At 36.7% G+C, this 18,600-nt stretch carries 19 protein-coding genes; 5 read left to right on the top strand and 14 right to left on the bottom strand.

The genetic code is table 11. From position 1 onward, the window contains the following. Positions 1-71: 71 nt before the first annotated feature. Entirely contained in the window at positions 72-584 is a 513-nt protein-coding gene (locus tag MKY78_RS16525; protein ID WP_339214254.1) for a hypothetical protein, read from the bottom strand. Between the two features lie 157 nt (positions 585-741). Here MKY78_RS16525 and MKY78_RS16520 point away from each other — a divergent pair, with 157 nt between their 5' ends. Continuing rightward, on the top strand, positions 742-1,182 hold the full coding sequence (locus tag MKY78_RS16520) for a YtoQ family protein (RefSeq protein WP_339214252.1): 441 nt from the start codon (positions 742-744) through the stop codon (positions 1,180-1,182). Positions 1,183-1,197: 15 nt separating this feature from the next. Here MKY78_RS16520 and MKY78_RS16515 read toward each other — a convergent pair whose 3' ends face one another. From MKY78_RS16515 to MKY78_RS16495, 5 genes are all read right to left on the bottom strand, one after another. Then, a complete protein-coding gene (locus tag MKY78_RS16515; protein ID WP_339214250.1) occupies positions 1,198-1,704 on the bottom strand; it encodes a DUF84 family protein in 507 nt (168 codons plus the stop codon). A gap of 263 nt (positions 1,705-1,967) precedes the next feature. Further along, positions 1,968-3,128: a mannitol-1-phosphate 5-dehydrogenase gene (locus tag MKY78_RS16510; RefSeq protein ID WP_339214248.1), complete on the bottom strand. Its 1,161-nt coding sequence runs from the start codon at positions 3,126-3,128 to the stop codon at positions 1,968-1,970. Further along, a complete protein-coding gene (locus tag MKY78_RS16505; protein ID WP_339214247.1) occupies positions 3,113-5,194 on the bottom strand; it encodes a BglG family transcription antiterminator in 2,082 nt (693 codons plus the stop codon). Before MKY78_RS16505 ends, MKY78_RS16510 begins: the two co-directional genes overlap by 16 nt. 94 nt (positions 5,195-5,288) lie before the next feature. Continuing rightward, positions 5,289-7,199: a PTS mannitol transporter subunit IICBA gene (locus tag MKY78_RS16500; RefSeq protein ID WP_339214245.1), complete on the bottom strand. Its 1,911-nt coding sequence runs from the start codon at positions 7,197-7,199 to the stop codon at positions 5,289-5,291. A gap of 305 nt (positions 7,200-7,504) precedes the next feature. Continuing rightward, complete coding sequence (locus tag MKY78_RS16495; RefSeq protein ID WP_186871311.1) at positions 7,505-8,569, bottom strand: M42 family metallopeptidase; 1,065 nt, start codon at positions 8,567-8,569, stop codon at positions 7,505-7,507. A 156-nt stretch (positions 8,570-8,725) separates the two neighbouring features. Between MKY78_RS16495 and MKY78_RS16490 the strand changes: the two genes are divergently transcribed. Further along, complete coding sequence (locus MKY78_RS16490) at positions 8,726-9,040, top strand: PepSY domain-containing protein (RefSeq protein WP_339214243.1); 315 nt, start codon at positions 8,726-8,728, stop codon at positions 9,038-9,040. A gap of 80 nt (positions 9,041-9,120) precedes the next feature. Here MKY78_RS16490 and MKY78_RS16485 read toward each other — a convergent pair whose 3' ends face one another. After that, the gene (locus MKY78_RS16485; protein ID WP_339214242.1) at positions 9,121-9,972 is read right to left on the bottom strand and encodes an MBL fold metallo-hydrolase; all 852 of its coding nucleotides are present in this window, start codon (positions 9,970-9,972) and stop codon (positions 9,121-9,123) included. Positions 9,973-10,149: 177 nt separating this feature from the next. Then, a complete protein-coding gene (trmB, locus tag MKY78_RS16480) occupies positions 10,150-10,794 on the bottom strand; it encodes a tRNA (guanosine(46)-N7)-methyltransferase TrmB (RefSeq protein WP_339214240.1) in 645 nt (214 codons plus the stop codon). Between the two features lie 75 nt (positions 10,795-10,869). Here trmB and MKY78_RS16475 point away from each other — a divergent pair, with 75 nt between their 5' ends. Then, the gene (locus MKY78_RS16475) at positions 10,870-11,157 is read left to right on the top strand and encodes a YtzH-like family protein (protein WP_339214239.1); all 288 of its coding nucleotides are present in this window, start codon (positions 10,870-10,872) and stop codon (positions 11,155-11,157) included. Here the strand turns inward: MKY78_RS16475 and MKY78_RS16470 are convergent. The 6 genes from MKY78_RS16470 to MKY78_RS16445 form a co-directional block, all read right to left on the bottom strand. Further along, positions 11,149-11,955: a phosphotransferase family protein gene (locus MKY78_RS16470; protein WP_339214238.1), complete on the bottom strand. Its 807-nt coding sequence runs from the start codon at positions 11,953-11,955 to the stop codon at positions 11,149-11,151. The genes MKY78_RS16475 and MKY78_RS16470 overlap by 9 nt on opposite strands. Positions 11,956-12,632: 677 nt before the next feature. Continuing rightward, positions 12,633-12,794, bottom strand: coding sequence for a hypothetical protein (locus MKY78_RS16465; RefSeq protein ID WP_339214236.1), 162 nt, complete (start codon positions 12,792-12,794; stop codon positions 12,633-12,635). 95 nt (positions 12,795-12,889) lie between these two features. Continuing rightward, positions 12,890-13,813 carry an NERD domain-containing protein gene (locus MKY78_RS16460; RefSeq protein ID WP_339214235.1) on the bottom strand — a complete coding sequence of 308 codons (924 nt, stop codon included), beginning with the start codon at positions 13,811-13,813 and terminating at the stop codon, positions 12,890-12,892. A gap of 4 nt (positions 13,814-13,817) precedes the next feature. Further along, entirely contained in the window at positions 13,818-14,381 is a 564-nt protein-coding gene (gene thpR, locus MKY78_RS16455) for an RNA 2',3'-cyclic phosphodiesterase (protein ID WP_339214234.1), read from the bottom strand. 9 nt (positions 14,382-14,390) lie between these two features. Then, a complete protein-coding gene (locus MKY78_RS16450; RefSeq protein WP_339214232.1) occupies positions 14,391-15,104 on the bottom strand; it encodes a pseudouridine synthase in 714 nt (237 codons plus the stop codon). Positions 15,105-15,119: 15 nt separating this feature from the next. Then, complete coding sequence (locus tag MKY78_RS16445) at positions 15,120-16,742, bottom strand: polysaccharide biosynthesis protein (RefSeq protein ID WP_339214230.1); 1,623 nt, start codon at positions 16,740-16,742, stop codon at positions 15,120-15,122. Between the two features lie 268 nt (positions 16,743-17,010). Between MKY78_RS16445 and MKY78_RS16440 the strand changes: the two genes are divergently transcribed. Both MKY78_RS16440 and MKY78_RS16435 read left to right on the top strand, forming a co-directional pair. Next, positions 17,011-18,279 (top strand): NAD(P)/FAD-dependent oxidoreductase, encoded by a 1,269-nt coding sequence (locus tag MKY78_RS16440; protein WP_339214228.1) that lies wholly within the window; start codon positions 17,011-17,013, stop codon positions 18,277-18,279. Positions 18,280-18,362: 83 nt separating this feature from the next. Next, positions 18,363-18,551 (top strand): hypothetical protein, encoded by a 189-nt coding sequence (locus MKY78_RS16435; protein ID WP_186871300.1) that lies wholly within the window; start codon positions 18,363-18,365, stop codon positions 18,549-18,551. The last annotated feature ends 49 nt before the right edge of the window (positions 18,552-18,600 follow it).

The following is an 18,600-nucleotide window of genomic DNA, read 5'->3' as shown; positions in this document are numbered from 1 at the left end:
AACCTGAAGCTCATGTTAATTAATCGTATGGATTTTTTTAGTTTACCATCTAGTATATCTCAGCCTATTATCTATTCAACAATAGATAGCGCTATTTTCATAAGGTTTTCCGAATCGGTGATTGCTTTATTCTTACTTGTAAATGTTGTTAATTTTACTCCTCCAACACCTATCTGTAATTCATACCCCATTTTTTCATCTTCAGGAAGAAGGCGAATATAGCCGAATTTATCGTCCCCAGAAAAGGATTCTAATAATACTACATCCTCTGTTTTTGCAGCTTCAAAATTCAGCTGGCTTCTATTATCTTCTAATGTATTATAAAAGACAAGTAATGGCTGATCCCCACCATGTACGATAGCATTAAACATATCTACTTCTTCTACATTCATATTAGCTGGTAAATAGAAAGAAAAATATTCCCCTTCATAATTATCCTCGGGAATATCTTGACTAAAGAAAACTTCCTCCGCTTTTTCTCCAGCTTGCGTAATAATTGACTCTTCCGACTGAAAACTAAATACAGTTATGGCAATGACGAATACGGATAATACAATACATACAATATATGTCATCTTCGGCATGTCCGTTTCCTCCTACAATAGACCTACAAACACTCTACCCCTTATCTTACTATTAATTCAAGATATTTCAAGTAGAACCGTTAATCGAATCACTTTTATTTCTACTTATAATCCGATAGTATTAACTTAACATAAATAAATTATGGAGGTAAAATGAATGGAACTTATCGTATATTTAGCTGGGCAAATTCATGATAATTGGCGAGAAGAGATTGTCACTAAAGCAAGAGAAGTAAAACTACCTTTAAAATTTGTAGGTCCACAAACAAACCATGATCGTTCAGATGATATTGGAGAGGATATTTTAGGAAAACAGCCTAACAAGCTGTATAGAGATGATGCCGCCTCCAGTATTAATAATTTTAGAACACAAGTCTTACTGCAAAAAGCAGATATCGTTATTGCCTTATTTGGAGAAAAATATAAACAATGGAATACGGCAATGGACGTAAGTGCGGCAATTACAATGAATAAGCCTACCATTATTATTCGCCCAGAAAGTCTAATTCATCCGTTAAAAGAGCTTTCTAACAAAGCGAATGTAACCGTTGAAACGGTAGAACAAGCTATAGAAGTTCTAGCATATATCTATGAATAAATAGGGGGCACCCCCCTATTTATTCTGCCAATACCCCCACTGACCTTTAAGTAAGGTAACGACTTGGGCAAACATTTCCTCGCGGGTTAATTGATTATTAGTAAATATACCAATAGCACCTTCTTTTTTAGATACTCCAGTTTTATTGGCATATTGATCCATTATTACCCCAAGCTCTATCCCTTGCTTTAGCGGTTTTTCCATTTCTTTTGGTAATAGCACCCTTGCACCACTAGCCGTATATATAGACCCTGTTGGCGTAACTAGCGCACCCCAATTACATAAATAAAGCCAGTCACCGACATACATTACGCCACCTTCTAATCCAATGCCAATACTGTTATTTTCAATATTTGCACACTGTTTTGCACGGTTGACTGCGCCTTCTAAAGTTTCTTCATCGGAAAATGGTTGAGTAGATACTTGAGAAGGAACCTCTATACCCATTACTTCATGGTCTGGAAATATACTGGATACAGCATTTACTTTGGTTGGATTTTTCGAACCGACGATAAATTTCATGTCAAAATCTCCTTTTACTATCCTTCCTTTTCCTAAAATATTATTTTACCATACCATGTAACCATTTAAATAAAAAGAGCCTGGGACAAAACTATTTCTAACATAGGATAAACCGAACATGAAAGTTAGCACATCAAACCCTTTCCTCCCACAGGAGTCTCCGTATATTTCCGTGGCTAATGTGGTAATGGTTCGTTTTTATTACCTTTGTTTTCGTTTTGTCCCAGCCTCTACTATATCTTACTATTTTTCCGAGTATACTATTATTTTAGTGCATCATATTGTTTTATAATTTCTTGGGTAATTTCACTGTCCTCTGGTAAGTTACTAACTTCTGATAACACTTTAGCAATTCCGCTTTCTTTAATCATCGTTTGAAGTTTGACTGCTTCTTCGTCCTCTTGATAATCAAATAATAGCGCTGCAGCGATTGCTTGAGCTAGATTTGTATACGGTAAGCCGGCCTTTTGTGCTTCTGTTGCTGGACGAACAAGGCGATCTTCTGGCCCTAATTTACGAAGAGGGGCACGTCCTACTCTAGTGACACCATCATTTAAATGCGGGTTTTTAAATCGATCGATAATCTTTTGGATATACTTACTGTGTTCCTCTTTGTCTAAACCATATTGTTTAACCAAGTAATCACCGGTCTCTTTTAATGTTGCTTCTACTTTATTAACGATTGCTTCATCGGCTAATGTTTTATCAATCGTTGATTTTCCATTTAAGTAACCAAGATAAGCGATCACAGCATGTCCTGTATTAACCGTAAATAGTTTCCTTTCAATAAATGGAGCTAGCTCTTTAACTGTCGTCATGCCTTCTACGTGTGGAATATCAGCTTCTGTTTCTACAACCCATTCATAATATGGCTCCACTAACACATCAAGTGACGTATTATTCTTTTGGATTGGAACAATACGGTCAACAGCAGAATTAAAGAAAAATACTTTACCAGCTAACCTTTCTTTCGTATCTTCATCAAGATTATCCAAGATATGTTCTTTCAAAATATCAGTAGCACCAATTTGGTTTTCGCATGCAATGACATATAATGGCTCATCTGTTTGGTATACTCTTTCCGAGATTCCACGTGCAATTAACGGCGCAATTCTCGGTAAGATATTTGGACCGATTGCGGTCGTTAAATAGCTCGCATTCGTGATAACCTCGATGACTTCTTGCTCCTGTGTCATATTGTTCAGTCCTGAGACATGGTTTATTGTAGTTGTTTCTTGTTGATCTGTTGCAAGAATTACTTGATAGCTTTTTTGTTCATTTAATTGATTAATAATTTGATCTGCAATATCGACGAAGGTTACATGATATCCTGAATTGGAAAATAAGGCTCCAATAAATCCTCTACCAATATTACCTGCACCAAAATGAACTGCTTGTTTCACTTCTATCATTCCTTTATCCATTTATTTTGTAAGTAGGTTGAAAATAAATCCTCTAATTTACCTCTTATCATTTCTTCATTAGAGGAAGAATAGATCATTAAAGCTGTATCCGTTTCAATTAAACTTGTGCTGATTAAACTTAGTATTTCTTGTTCTTTTATGCTAAGTTTGTCAGGAGATAGCATTAACAATAAGTGCTTCAATGTAACTTCTTTTCCATCCATTCCCTTAATTACACAAGGATTGTCTAAATGACATATTTGAAAGATAAGCTCTTGTATACTGTCATCCCGACAATGGAATAGTCCCATATTCGTATGCGGAATCCCAAGACCTCCCATTTTTTCTCTGTCTAAAAGCTTCTGAAACACGACATCAGCATCTGTAATTAAGGATTCTTGTTCCAGCTCTAGTACCATTTCTCTCAGTACGCATGTGTAGTCTGGACTACTCTTACGATATATACGCAAATTGTTAAGAATTGCTTCAATACCAGTTTGAACGTCCTTCATTTCCTGTAAAACATCTAATAGACTGGATGATTCCTGTCTCATTTCTTTATCCCTAATTTTTACATACTCTTTTTTTCCTGTAAATTGTTGGAGATTACTCTGTAAATAGCTACGAATCATTTGTATGTCTTCATCACTTAATAATGGAGAGACAAGAATATAATGAACCTCATCAAATGGTAACCGAACAGTGGATATAATAATGTCAAATTCGTCTACATTTGATTGTTGCATTTCTTTAATCGTTTTAACTTCAATCGTATCAATCTCCTGGAATTCCTTCTTAATACGACTGGCCAACATTTTAGATGTACCAATCCCTGTAGGACAGACAACTACACCATGAATAGTAGGCTTCTCTTCGTTCATCAATAAGGCGGAACCGAAGTGAAGAACGATAAATGCAACTTCGTCATCCGGAAAGCGAATCTCCGGAATTTCCTTCTCGAGACTATTTCGAACTGCCATAAACAATACAGGATATTTCTTCTTTATTTGGGCTGTTAACGGATTGAACAAGCCTGTTTGATGTTTTAAACGAAATATGGAAGGCTCCATGTGGGCAAACAACCCCTGGAACAATGAAAAATCTCGCGTTAAATCCACATGTAATTGGCTAGATACATCCTGTATGATATTTTTAATAATTTGTCCGAGCATAATGCGGTCATAAGCAATTGTATCTGAATCTTGCAGCTTAGAACCTTTTAGTATCACAGCTAGATATTGCACATCTCTCTCGGTTAATGGAATGGATAATTTAGATTTTAGCTCCTCACATAGCTGATCCATGAGTTGAAAAGCATTTATTGTTTCTTCTTCCTCTATTTCCCCTATTGGTTCATCTAGTAAAAAATTGCTCTCTACTCGCTTAAGCGTAATCGCAATGTGAACGACAAGTCCTAAATAATCATTATCAGCTAACCGCATTTTACCTTTCTCAAACATACGATTCACTAGCTCATCAATGATCATCAAATAGTCAGGAGGAAAATATCCAAGAACAGAATCCTCTAATTCCATATCCTTCATCAGAATATATAAGCTTTCTAATAATTCTTCATGAAAATGAAACAATAGATAGGTTGCTAAAGCACGCCGTTTATTTGCTTCATTTCCTGTAATACTAACGCCAACGCCTCTTTTTCTCGACAAGTCTATCGTAAATTTGTCTAGCCAGCTGGTTAAGTCGTCTAGATAGGATGCAAGAGTTGTCACACTCACCCCTAGCTGATGTGCTAACACCTTAATTTTAAAAAACGATCCTTCATGTAATAAAATAATTAACAGCTGTAGCTTTTTTTCCTCAGGTGTTTCATCTGTTGGATGTACATAATAAAGCTGCTGCATTAATTTGAAAATATGTTCGTTCTTTCCTTCTATCATTAATCCATCATTGGTTGTCCGCTTTAATAGTAATTCAAAAGATTTCAAGATGTTTTCGACAGCCTTTAAATCACGCTGTATCGTTCTTACACTTACATGGAGATAGCTAGCAAGTGATTGTGGTGTGTGCTTACCTGACGTCTTCATTACTAAATCAATGATCGATTTTTCTCTTGACGTAATAAACATGCTACCCACTCGTTTCTAATTAATTGAGATGTATCTGAACGAAAATAACGAATAGAAAGACAGTTATTCACCATCTTTCTACTCATTTTCTACTTTATTTACTATTAATAATCGTTAACAATTCTTTAGCTGTTTTGGCTTGTACCATTTGTTCCACATTTTTCTCATCGGAGCAAACAATAGCAATACCAGAAAGAATATCTAAATGTGTACCGTCCTTACCGGCTATTCCAAAGATAAGCTTGGCTTCTTGACCGTCAAAGTCAACCCCATTAGGAACTTGAATCACGGTAAACCCTGAACGTAATACAGCTTTTTTCGCCTCTTCTGTACCATGTGGAATGGCAACATTATTTCCCATGTACGTTGATGTTAGCTTTTCACGATCAATCATCGCATCAACATAGCTTTCTTCAACGTAACCAGCTTTCACTAATACTTCACCTGCGAAACGAATTGCCTCTTCCTTCGTAGCAAATTCTTGATTTAGGAAAATATTTTCCTCTCGTAATAAATCATCATCATCTTGATTATGATCTACATCTGTTACCTCTGCTACGGTTTCTTCGACTAACTCTGTTTGCTCTTTCGTAACACCATTTTGTAATTGGTCAATCAACTTATCGTATTCTGGACTGGATAAGAAGTTATCTACCGAAATATGATAAGCATCTGGCAGTTTACTTTTAGCACGTGGTGTTAACTCATTTTGTGTAATAACAATTTGTGCGTCATTGGTTAAATTACTAATAGCTGAATTGGTAACTGTCACATCTAGATTTGCTTCTTTTACTTTTTTACGTAGTAAGGAAGCCCCCATTGCACTTGATCCCATACCAGCATCACAAGCGAAAACAATTTTATTTACTTTTTCTGGAAGAGTTCCTGCTTTAGATTGCAATGCTCCTGCAACAGAGCTTTTCTTCCCTTTCATTTCTTGCATTTTATTCGTTGCCTCTTCAATATTATCCTCATCTTGTTTACTTGATTTTAGCACAAATGAAGAAATAATAAAGGAAACGGCTGTTGCTACGAATACTGCTGCAAAGTTGGCAAAATAAACACTTGCTTTCCCTGGTGTAACAGCTGCTATAGCAAAGATACTACCTGGAGAAGCAGGAGCCTGTAGACCTCCGCCTAATAATACTAGTGTGAAAATACCACTCATACCACCTAGAATAACGGAAATTAACAGCATAGGTTTCATCAGTACATATGGGAAGTATATTTCATGAATACCCCCAAAGAAATGAATGATTCCAGCCCCTGGTGCTGATTGCTTTGCAGTACCTTTCCCAAACAGCATAAAGGCTAATAGCACACCAAGACCTGGTCCTGGGTTTGCTTCTAATAGGAACAGAATGGATTGTCCTACAGTTCTCGCCTGTTCTAAACCAATTGGAGAAAGGATTCCATGGTTGATTGCATTATTTAAGAATAGAATTTTTGCAGGTTCGATGAAGATACTAGTTAATGGTAACAGACCTACACCGATTAACCAATCTACTCCCGAAACAAGCAATTGTGTGAATCCGTTTACAGCTGGGCCGATAGCTAAAAATGAAAGAATTGCAAGTAATCCACCAAGAATACCAGCTGAAAAGTTATTGATTAGCATTTCAAATCCTGATTTGACTTTACCTTCGATTGCTTGGTCAAACTTTTTAATTACGAAACCACCAAGCGGTCCCATAATCATTGCTCCTAAAAACATCGGTGTATCTGGTGCCCCTACAATAACTCCCATTGTTGCAATTGCACCTACGACACCACCTCGTTGATCATGAATCAATTTACCACCTGTATAACCAATTAATAATGGTAGTAAGTAAAAGACCATTGGGTCAACTAGTTTGGCAAGGCTTTCATTTGGAAAGAAGCCATCTGCTATAAATAATGCGGTAATTAGTCCCCATGCAATAAATGCACCTATGTTTGGCAATACCATAGAGCTTAGGAAGTTACCAAATTGTTGAACCTTAACTTTAATGGTTGACTTTGCCATTATATCTCTCCCTTTCATTGTTATATGTGTCTAACTTCCACTTAAAATCATATGCTACAATTATCTTCACTTCAAGATACTTGAAAACTAACTTTGTCGCGGTATGGATGACATGGCTGTTTTTTCTCGAAGGATGGTACAAATATGCATACTTATGTACCTAGCTTTATCAAGAAGAAATGCAATTATTCACTGCTTTATGTAAGCTACCATACGTTTAAACATGTAAATATAAACTTGTAATGACCTTTTTAATCAAAAAAAACCAGCTACTCATTAGGACGAGTAGCTGGTTTGCTATTTCATTATTGTTTGCGGATCGTATCGACCGTATTTTGATCAGTAGATTTTACTAGTTTTACTAACAGTTCTTTTGCAGCAGCGTAATCATCCACATGAATAATAGATGCTGCTGTATGGATATAGCGTGAGCAAATACCGACAACTGCAGATGGTACGCCATTACCTGAAAGATGTACACTCCCTGCATCAGTTCCCCCTTGGGAGATGAAATATTGATATGGAATATTATTAGATTCCGCCGTATCTAAAATGAATTCTCGCATTCCCCGATGTGTAATCATCGAACGATCAAAGATACGTAATAAAGCACCTTTGCCTAATTTACCAAATTCACTTTCACTTCCTGTCATATCATTGGCAGGCGATGCATCCAGTGCGTAGAAGATGTCGGGATTAATCATATTCGCTGCAACTTTCGCGCCTCTTAATCCTACTTCTTCTTGTACGGTTGCTCCAGAATACAATTCGTTAGGGAGTGTTTCACCTTGTAATTCTTTTAATAGTTCAATAGAAAGTCCACAACCATAACGATTATCCCATGCTTTAGCTAAAATCTTCTTTTCATTCGCCATCGGTGTAAATGGGCAAATTGGCACGATGGTTTGTCCTGGTTTAATTCCGATTTTTTCTGCGTCCTCTTTATCATCAGCACCTATGTCAATTAACATATTTTTAATATCCATAGGTTTATTACGTTGTTCTGGTGTTAAATTATGTGGAGGGATGGAACTAATAACACCTATTATTGGTCCATTCTCTGTCATAATTTGTACTCGCTGAGCAAGTAATACTTGACTCCACCAGCCACCTAATGTTTGGAAGCGAATAAGTCCAGCTTTCGTAATTTGTGTTACCATAAAGCCCACTTCGTCCATATGTCCTGCAACCATTACACGAGGGCCGCTTCCTTTTTTAACTCCAAATACACCACCAAGGTTATCTTGAATTACTTCATCTGCATATTTTTCAAGCTCACTTTTCATGAAAGCACGAACTGGATGTTCGTTACCAGGTGCACCTTGTAATTCTGTTAACGTTTTAAATAATTGTAATGTTTCCTGATTCATCTATGTAACCCTCCATTCCTTCTCACTACTTCTTAAGTATACCGAAAGGACTAAATTGTTTCCACAATTCAATAATATTTTCTATTTTGTTCTAATTACGGTATACTAAAAACTAGACTAACATGTGAAAAAAAGTTTAAAGCATGAGGTGAGAAGATGAGTTGGAAAAAAACTGTCGTAGCAGCTGGTGTAGGCTTTGCTGCTGGATACTTAGCAAAGCAGCAAATCGATCAATATCAAAAGATAACACCTGAAAAGGCATTGAAATACGCCAAAGAAACATTCAAAAAGCAAGGACCAATTAGTGGTTCTTGGATTTATATGAAGCCTGAGCCAATTGAAAAAAATGGCTTACAGTACAATGCATATCGTGGTGGTGTTACACGTAGTATTGATGGACAGAATAAACAATACGAATTTTATGCAGATGCAGACACTGGTGCCGTCATTGACGTCGTAGAATCGGTTTAATGTACATGAAAAAGTAGCCTTACAGCTTTGCTAGGCTACTTTTTTAATACCTAAAAATACGTGGTATTTCTGAATTTTAGTTAATACTCATATCGCTCTCTTTCCACGACATCTGTTTGATCACCTTGTTGGTTAAATTTAATAGCACGGTAAAATGCATCGTGATAAAACGTAAACCATGCCTGCTTTTGATAACCATATTCCATCCATTTTTCTTTTTGATGGACAGAAGCTACTGGATAATCATCATAGGCCATCGCCCACAGCTTGTTCTGATGGGCATTCGTTGCCATTAAATCGGCCATATGAATAAACGTTTCCTCTTTATCTTCGAATACGATAATGGAATGACCATCACTATGTCCACCCGTATGAACCATTTTTAAGCCAGGGACAATCTCAATTTCTTCGTGAAAAGGCTCTACCTGATCGACGATGGGCTTCCAGTTCATTTCCCAATATGTATTCACGGAGCGAATATTTGGGTTTCTCATCTCATCCCATTCCACTTGTGAAGTAAAAATCTTTGCATTTCGGAATACGGATTCATATGTTTCATTTACTTTTTTTGTTAATCCACAAGCATGATCAAAATGTAAATGGGTCATCAATACTGTATCAATATCATTAGTGGTTAAATTAAGTTCAGCTAACGATTTCTCAATCATCGACTCCTCAAGCACACCGAAGTTTCGCTTTTGTTTTTCTGTTAATTTATCAATCCCCATACCTGTATCAATTAACATATTTTGACCATCAATTTGCAGTAAAATCGGATCAGTTCTTAGTTCTATCTGATTTTTATCATTCACTGGATACTTTCTGGACCATAAGGCCTTTGGTACAACACCAAACATGGCACCACCATCTAAGTGATTCACTCCTCCACTTAACCAAGTTAAAGTAGCGCGGCCTACTTGTAATTTCTCCATCCAATCTCCCCCTTCATCCTTCCTAATAATAGTGTATAGGAAGGTGCATCATCTTGCAAACGCTATCAAATGAGGCTTAATTACTGTTACTTCTAGCCTCTTCCAAATAGCTTCTCTTTCATCCTGTACCCTTTCTCTAATTTATCCATCGTCCAATAATTAAAAAAAGAGGAGTTGCTACTCCTCTCGAAAAACTGCCTTACACCGGTATATTGGCTGACCTTTTGCAGAAAATTTCTCTTCATATTCTGTCATGACATTTTCTGGATCATGATCCTTATGCAAATCAAGACTGATTTCCTTTAATAGCATACCATATTCGGAAAAGCTAACTAACGAATATTCAAAGAGACCTCGGTTATCTGTTTTAAAGATTAATTCTCCATTAGAAGCCAATGCTGCTTCATATCGTTTTAGAAATGTACGGAAAGTGAGCCTTCTCTTGGCATGACGATTTTTCGGCCATGGGTCGGAGAAATTCAAGTATATGGTTGAAACTTCATTTTCCATAAAAATGTCGTTAAGATTCTCTGCATTTTCTTGAATTAACAGGATATTGGATTGCCCTGATTCTTGAACCTTCTCTGCAGCCGTTACGATAACACTTTTGGAAAGTTCAATACCGATAAAGTTAATATTAGGGTATTGTTTGGCCATCCCTACAATAAATTGACCTTTTCCTGTACCAACTTCGACGTGAATTGGATTGTCATTTCCAAAAAGTTCCTTCCATTTATTTTTATGTTCACTTGGATTAGGAATTACTAAATGCGTATTTTCACGCAAAAAATCATCGGCCCAAGGTTTATTACGCTGACGCAATAGAGGACACCTCTTTCTACTACTTTTACATATTTTTATTAAATCATCGAATACTATTCCATGAGGTGAAGTCACATGTCATTGACAGTAAATCATCAACTAGAATTATTATTAGACATTTTAGATGAGCAACAAACTGAATGTTGTGCTCAAGTATCTGAATATCAACAAATAAAAAGGTTAGTAAAATCCATGATAGCAAATAACTCCATATCTAATGAACAACTCTTACAGCTTTTACCGGAAATCTACAATTACGGTAGACAAGGAGAAAGTGTTCAAAATCAAGAGGAGCATATTCTGACCAATAAGGATAATATTACTAATTGGATTTCCACCATTGAACAAAATAATTTACAATAATCTCATTTGTAAATTAAGTTCTTTTAACGCAATCAGACGCTCTTCATACTTATCCATTTCATTTCGCTCATAATGAAAGGCTAAGAAAGAAAGCGCGTCAACAATTAAGTACCAATACATTCTAATTAAAAACGGTTTATCTAGTTCCATACCATACTGCTCTAGCCATTCTTTCCAGTTCTCTTTTGGAATATAGGAATTCAGAACCTTACCATAATCTAAAATCGGATCGGCAATCATAGCATTATCCCAGTCTATTAAATATAACTGACCATCATCCGTTAGCAGTAAGTTATGATGGTTCATATCTCCATGACAAACCGTTTGATTATGTTGTCTAGCAATCGGTAAATAGTTATTTAAATAAGCTAAACCATCTTTAATTTCTACTGTGGCATTCTCGATTCGATTAGCATTTAAACGCTTTTCAATTGATTGTATATAATCATCGGCTGTAATAGGTTTTTTTCCTAAGCGTAGCAACATATGCAATAATTCAGTGGAATGGTGAATTTTATGAAGTAGATCAGCTACACGTTGATATTGCATTTCGGCTGGTCTAAGTTCCCTTCCCTCTAACCATTTTTGAGCAGTTACCACATCACCATTGTTTAAACGTTTTGTCCATACGAGCTTAGGAACAATCCCTTCAGCTGATAATACTGCTAAAAATGGGGATGAATTTCGTTTAAGAAAAAGTTGCTTCGAATCTTTTTTGGCAAAATAAGCCTCCCCAGTTAGTCCACCAGCAGGCGTAATTTCCCATTCTTCACCAAAAACCTTCTTAAACCATTCCATCATACATTCCCCATATCAAAAAATAATCGACAAAAATTACAAACATGTTAATAGATTATCGAATTCTATCATTATTTTCAAGTTGTCTATCCTATTTATTAAGAAAAAATAGTCCCCATTATTTGGATAGCTTGTTAATCTTTAGCAATTTCACACGAACTACATACTTCTATTTGCCCATCAACTTGAAAACTAATTGCCTTTTTCGCTTTTATTGAGACTCACATGATATAAATCTACTTTTTTAAATGAAATATGCCCAATAAAAACAGTTAAAAACAATCCTAACACTTTCCATTTAGAAATACCACGAATAACTAACAACGGCTGGACATTGGGTTGAATTTTTGCATTACATGTTTCAGCTTTATGGGACTATCTTTCTCTTGTTTGGGCGCATGTATTTTCCACTCGGGTACATGTTTCTACTTATTGGGCTTATCTATCTCTTGTTTGGGCGCATCTAATTCCCATTCGGGCGCATCTTTCCACTTATTGGGCTCATCTTGCTCTCACTTGGGCGCATCTAATTCCCATTCGGGGGCATCTTTCCACTTATTGGGCTTATCTTGCTCCCGTTTGGGCGCATGTATTTCTCACTCGGGTACATGTTTCTACTTATTGGGCTCATCTTGCTCTCGTTTGGGCGTATCTAATTCCCATTCGGGCGCATCCTTTCACTTTTTGGGCTCATCTTGCTCTCGCTTGGGCGCATCTAATTCCCATTCGGGGGCATCTTTCCACTTATTGGGCTCATCTAATTCCCATTCGGGGGCATCTTTCCACTTATTGGGCTCATCTAATTCCCATTCGGGGGCATCTTGCTCTCCCTTGGGCACATCTACTACTCACCCGGGTACATACTTCTACTTATTAGGCTTATCCTTCTCCCGTTTGGGCGCATCTACTTCAGATACATCCTTCCATGAAAATATTAACCCTCTTCTTCCTTCATTCCACCGTCAAATTCATCCTCGTCCACCCATTCCGGCCGCTTTACATACGATGATTGGCAATGTTTTAACAATGCCTCTGCTGCCTTTAATTGAACACTTTTTAATGGGGAATTAAGCGATCTTTTTTGCTGAAACCATTGATCATATTCATGTTTTCCTATAATTCTAGTATGATATGGTTCTTTTAAAAAATTGATGATATTTGTCCGGGAGAGGACGACCTTATGTACAGGAAATGAAATACCATATTTATCTAATATGCCTTTCACAATCTTCTCCGTCCGCTTTAGTGCAAAGATTGGACTTAACTGCTTCTTGCTTTTGACACCGTTCTCCAAGACCCAGCTTCTATCATCCGATGCGGTAATCATTGTATTCTGATTTTCTTCCAATACATAAATGATTTCGATACCTAATGGACTAATAAGTATAATCTCCCCTTCAACTGGCGCCTTCCGTATCTCGAAAACAGGATAATACATTACGAAATAGGTATCTGGAAATCGTTTTAAAAAATAGTGAAGCAATTCGTCTTTATAATATTTTGGGGCAACAAAAGAAACATTAGATATAGTTGATGTAGCCCATTTAAACTGAAATGGAATAAGTTGATTCAAGAAATAATGCTTAAGCTCTTCTTCCGTATTTGGAAGAATAACGTCGTGCTCTGTATCTTCTACTACTTCTACTTGTTCTTTTTTTCTTTGGAACAAATTCCATTTCGATGGTTTTTTTTGCTCTTCTTCTATGTCAGACAACGTAGCCAAGAGCTCAGGATTGTTCCATAAGTTTAAAAGCTTCTTCCAATTATCTTGTTTATATCGAATAAATTGACTCGGATAACGATAAATATCCCATTCATATCGTGTAATGTAATTTTGTAATTTAATTAACTGGGCCAATGGATTACCCCCTTTTCAACCGATAACGTTCCACAATCTGGTATTTTGGTGATTTAGACGGATGAATTTGATACAATACAAACTCATCTACATTCATTTGAAAATAATCGGCTGCAAATTGTTCCTTCACTTCATCTAGAGCGCTTGCATGATACGATTCTAACCATTTCTTCGCTAGTGTAATATGCGGTCTGTAAGGTCTATTTTCGCTTGGAAATCCAATTTCCGTTACAACGGATTCAATTTTTCGAAATAACCCTTCTAGTTCTGTATTTTTTTCTACACCAGCCCAAACTACACGAGGGGTATCATGCTTTCCAAAGGTTCCAACCCCGCCTACGGATAAGGTAAATGTAGGATGGGTAATGGTCGCTAAATTATTTCGCAACTGTTTTAGCTGCTGCTCCTCAACAGCGCCGAGAAACTTCAATGTAATGTGTAGGTCTTCTTGATGTGGCCATACTTTATATGACACATTTTGCTTCAACGTTTCTTGCCAGGTGAAGAATGTCTCTTTTAATTCAGTTGAAACCGGTATAGCGATAAAATAATGTGGAATTTGTCCCATTTATATCCCTCACTTAATAAATTGACAATAAGAAAGTTCTTCTTCAGTCAACTCACGATATTCCCCTAAGCTTAAAGAAGAATCCAGCTTTAGCTCCCCCATACTTAATCGCTTCAAATAGACAACTTTCATTCCGACAGCTTCGAACATTCGCTTCACCTGGTGAAATTTCCCCTCTGTAATGATTATTTCAATTTCGGAAATATCACCAGAAGCAATGATGGTTAACTTTGCTGGTTTAGTCTTATAGCCATCATCTAATGTAACTCCATTTGAAAACAGCTCAACCTCTTTATCGGTTACCATCCCCGATATTTTAGCATAATATGTTTTTCCCACATCTTTTTTTGGTGAAAGTAATTGATGAGCTAATTGACCATCATTGGTTAGTAATAATAACCCTTCTGTATCTTTATCTAATCGTCCAACAGGAAAGGGGTTAAAATGTTGTAACTCTGGTGTCAGTAAATCAATTACCGTCCTATCACGCTGATCCTCGGTCGCTGAGACCACTCCAGGAGGCTTATTCATCATCAGATAAATGAATGGTTTATAGATGACAACCTGATCGTCCACTTTGACTATGTCTTTCTGCGGATCAACCTTTAGACCACTATCCTTAACAACTAGTTCATTTAACGTAACCCGTTTCTTCTTCACTAATGCTTTCACATCTTTACGGGAACCGTAACCCATATTGGAAAGTAATTTATCTATTCTCATATTAACACCTCAAAGCTACCTGAAAATCTTCCCTAAAATACGTACTCTCTCTCCAAATACCCGCTCTAATAATGTAGACTTGTATGCAAACCATAGGTATACATAGCCACCAATTGAAACACCAAGGAATAGCATAAGCATTAATCCCAGTCTCGTTTCTTCATATGGGAATATTGCTCCGACAATTAGTTTAACCAATATGATGACAATCCACATGAGAATAACAAAAATCCCCGTAAGCATGGTGCGTTTAACGATTGGTTTAAATTGGAATCCTACTGAACTTCTTATACGGATGAGATTCAACACTACTGCAATAGTTAAACCAACGGCAGTAGCAAAAATAGATCCTTTTGCACCAAACATATGAATGAACTGTATATTAAAGAGCACTTTAAATAAAAATCCAGCACATAAATTAAATACTGCATGATTTTGTTGATTGATTCCTTGTAAAATGGACGCTGTAACAGTCAATAATGCAAATAAAATGCCCACAGGTGCATACCAACCGAGTAAAGGTCCAGTTAGATTCAATGTTTCTAATCCGCCAAACAAGGTACCATACGCTTCTGATGAGAGCATGGTTAATCCAAATGATGCTGGAATAACCAGTACCAGTATAATTTGGAGTGCCTGGTTAATTTGATTATTTAATAGCGGCTTTTGTCCTTGGGTGAAGGAGGACGTGACAACTGGCATTACAGCTAAAGATAACCCTGTTGCTATTGTAACTGGTATAATGACTAGCTTATGACTTAACGAATAAATCGATCCAAATAGCGCCTCAGAGATTTCCCCCTGTCCAATTGTTACCATTGTTCGATTAAACGTAACTGTATCAACTATTTGAAACAGTGGAATAGCAAGAGAAACAATAACAAAAGGTCCCGCATAACGTAATAATTCTCGCATTAACTCTTTTTTTGGTATATCATGTACCGATTTTTGTTCCGCGAGTTTCTTATCGATAAAAGGTTTACGTTTTTTCCAATAGATTAACAAGACACCATAAGAGAAAATGGCACCTATGAATGCAGCAAATGTTGCATAGCCTACTGCAGTGGTCGTTGTTCCATTAAATATATAGATAATAAGAAACGCTGCTACCAATAAAAACACGATTCTGGCAATTTGCTCTATAACTTGGGAAACTGCTGTTGGTCCCATCGATTGATTTCCTTGAAAAAAGCCTCGCATAATACTCATAGAAGGAGTAATAATTAAAGCAAAGCTAACCATACGAATGACCATCGTAACATCTTCCACAGTATTATGTAACTCATCGTCTGAAATGATTAGATTTGCAATTAGCTCCGCACTAAAGAAGAGAGCAAGAAATGTAATAATACCTGTAACTGCCATTAGTGACATACCGGTTTTAAACATTCGCATTCCAGTATAATAATCCCCTAAGGAATTATATTTCGATATGAACTTCGATACTGCTAACGGAATACCGACCGTAGCTATGGTAATTAAAATACTATACGGGAGGTAAGCATATGAATAAAGAGCAACACCTTCTGGCCCTACCATTGCATTAAAGGGTATTACATATATCATTCCTAAAAACTTCGATAAAAAAGACGCCCCCGTTAACAGGAAAGCACCCCTTACGATTGTTGATTTTGACATTTTTTCACCTGCATCTACAATTTAAAATATCACAATAAGCCTATTTTAACATACTACCGTTCCGATAGATAACCTTAACTTACAATTATATACATTTCGTTTACCATTATATTATTAAAAAGGATAGAAAAGCACTTAAACCTTCTTCCATATCAAAAATATCAGTTTTAACGATAACAAAGCTGCAAAACATGACATTTTTCCAGCTAAAAATTGAGTACATCAAGTGTTAAGTGTTAAAATTAACAGTTGAAAGGAATGAGTACGCTTGAATTATGACGTAATAGTAATTGGTGGTGGACCATCAGGATTAATGGCTTCTATCGCTGCAGCTGAACATGGTGCTAGAACCATGCTAATTGAAAAAGGAAATAAATTAGGAAAAAAACTCGCTATATCTGGTGGTGGTCGATGTAACGTTACCAACCGCCTTCCTCAAGACGAAGTTATTAAGCATATCCCGGGAAATGGTCGGTTTTTATATAGTGCTTTTTCAGTCTTTAATAATTACGACATTATCGACTTTTTCGAAGGACTTGGTGTTGCACTAAAGGAAGAAGATCATGGACGTATGTTCCCGGTATCTAACTCTGCAAAAGATGTCGTCCAAGCATTAATCAATAAAATGGACCAGCTTGGTGTAGAAGTAAAGCTAAATACACCTGTGAAAGCGATACACTATGGAGAAAGTGCACATACCGTCATTCTTGAAAATGGTGATAAAATCGAAACAGGTGCGATTGTAATTGCAGCTGGTGGAAAAGCCGTTCCTCATACAGGGTCAACTGGAGATGGCTATGCATGGGCAAAAAAGGCAGGTCATACGATTACAGAATTATACCCAACAGAAGTCGCCTTAACCTCTACTGAAGAATTTATTAAACAAAAGAAATTACAAGGTCTTTCTTTAAGAAGTATTGCCCTTTCTGTTCTAAACGATAAAAATAAACCGATCATCACACATAAAATGGACATGATTTTTACTCATTTCGGTGTATCGGGACCAGCAGTTTTACGATGCTCTCAATTTGTTGTCAAAGAGCTTATGAAAGGGGAAAAATTAGTAACCATGCACCTAGATGTATTGCCAGACAAGCATGAGGAAGAACTGTACCAGGAACTTCTTGAAACGATTGCAGAAAATCCTAAAAAAGCAATTAAAAATATATTAAAGGGAATAGTTCCAGAAAGATTTCTAAACTTTATCCTCGAAAAGAATAACGTTAAAGAGGATCAGAAGGCAGCAAATATTGGAAAGGAAACACTCCGTTCCATTGTACAAGGTTTTAAACATTTCACCTATACAGTAAACGGGTCTCTACCACTGGAAAAAGCATTCGTAACAGGCGGAGGTGTTTCGATTAAGGAAATCGTCCCTAATACAATGCAATCGAAAATGATGGACCGATTATATTTCTGTGGGGAGATTTTAGATATACATGGTTATACTGGGGGATATAATATTACATCTGCGTTAGTCACCGGTAGGCTTGCTGGAATGAATGCTGCATTCGAAACGTCTTCACCTGGTAGTTGATTCCTCTTATTTTTTTACTCTATTAGGGAATTCTAATCATGTATTGGGGACAAATACTTTAGCACAGAAAGGGTTGGTTTCGAGTGCAAACAAAAGGAAAATGGTTACCAATTCTCGCTTCCGTTGGAGTTGGAGCGGCAACGTATTATACGATGACTAAAAACAACCAAAATTTCGGCCAAGCCATTTCAAAAATGCTCCCATTCGTGGCGGGCATGAGTGGAAATGGTGGAGGAAACACTCAGAAGCTTGGACCTTTCGGCATGGCATAACCAATTTTAGTAAGCACGCCTTCAAGATGGGCGTGCTTTTTCTATATAA

It is taken from the genome of Ornithinibacillus sp. FSL M8-0202 (assembly GCF_037975285.1).
GTDB lineage: Bacteria > Bacillota > Bacilli > Bacillales > Amphibacillaceae > Ornithinibacillus > Ornithinibacillus massiliensis.
Note: the sequence above shows the minus strand (reverse complement) of the source record. Positions and strands in the feature narration are given on the sequence as shown.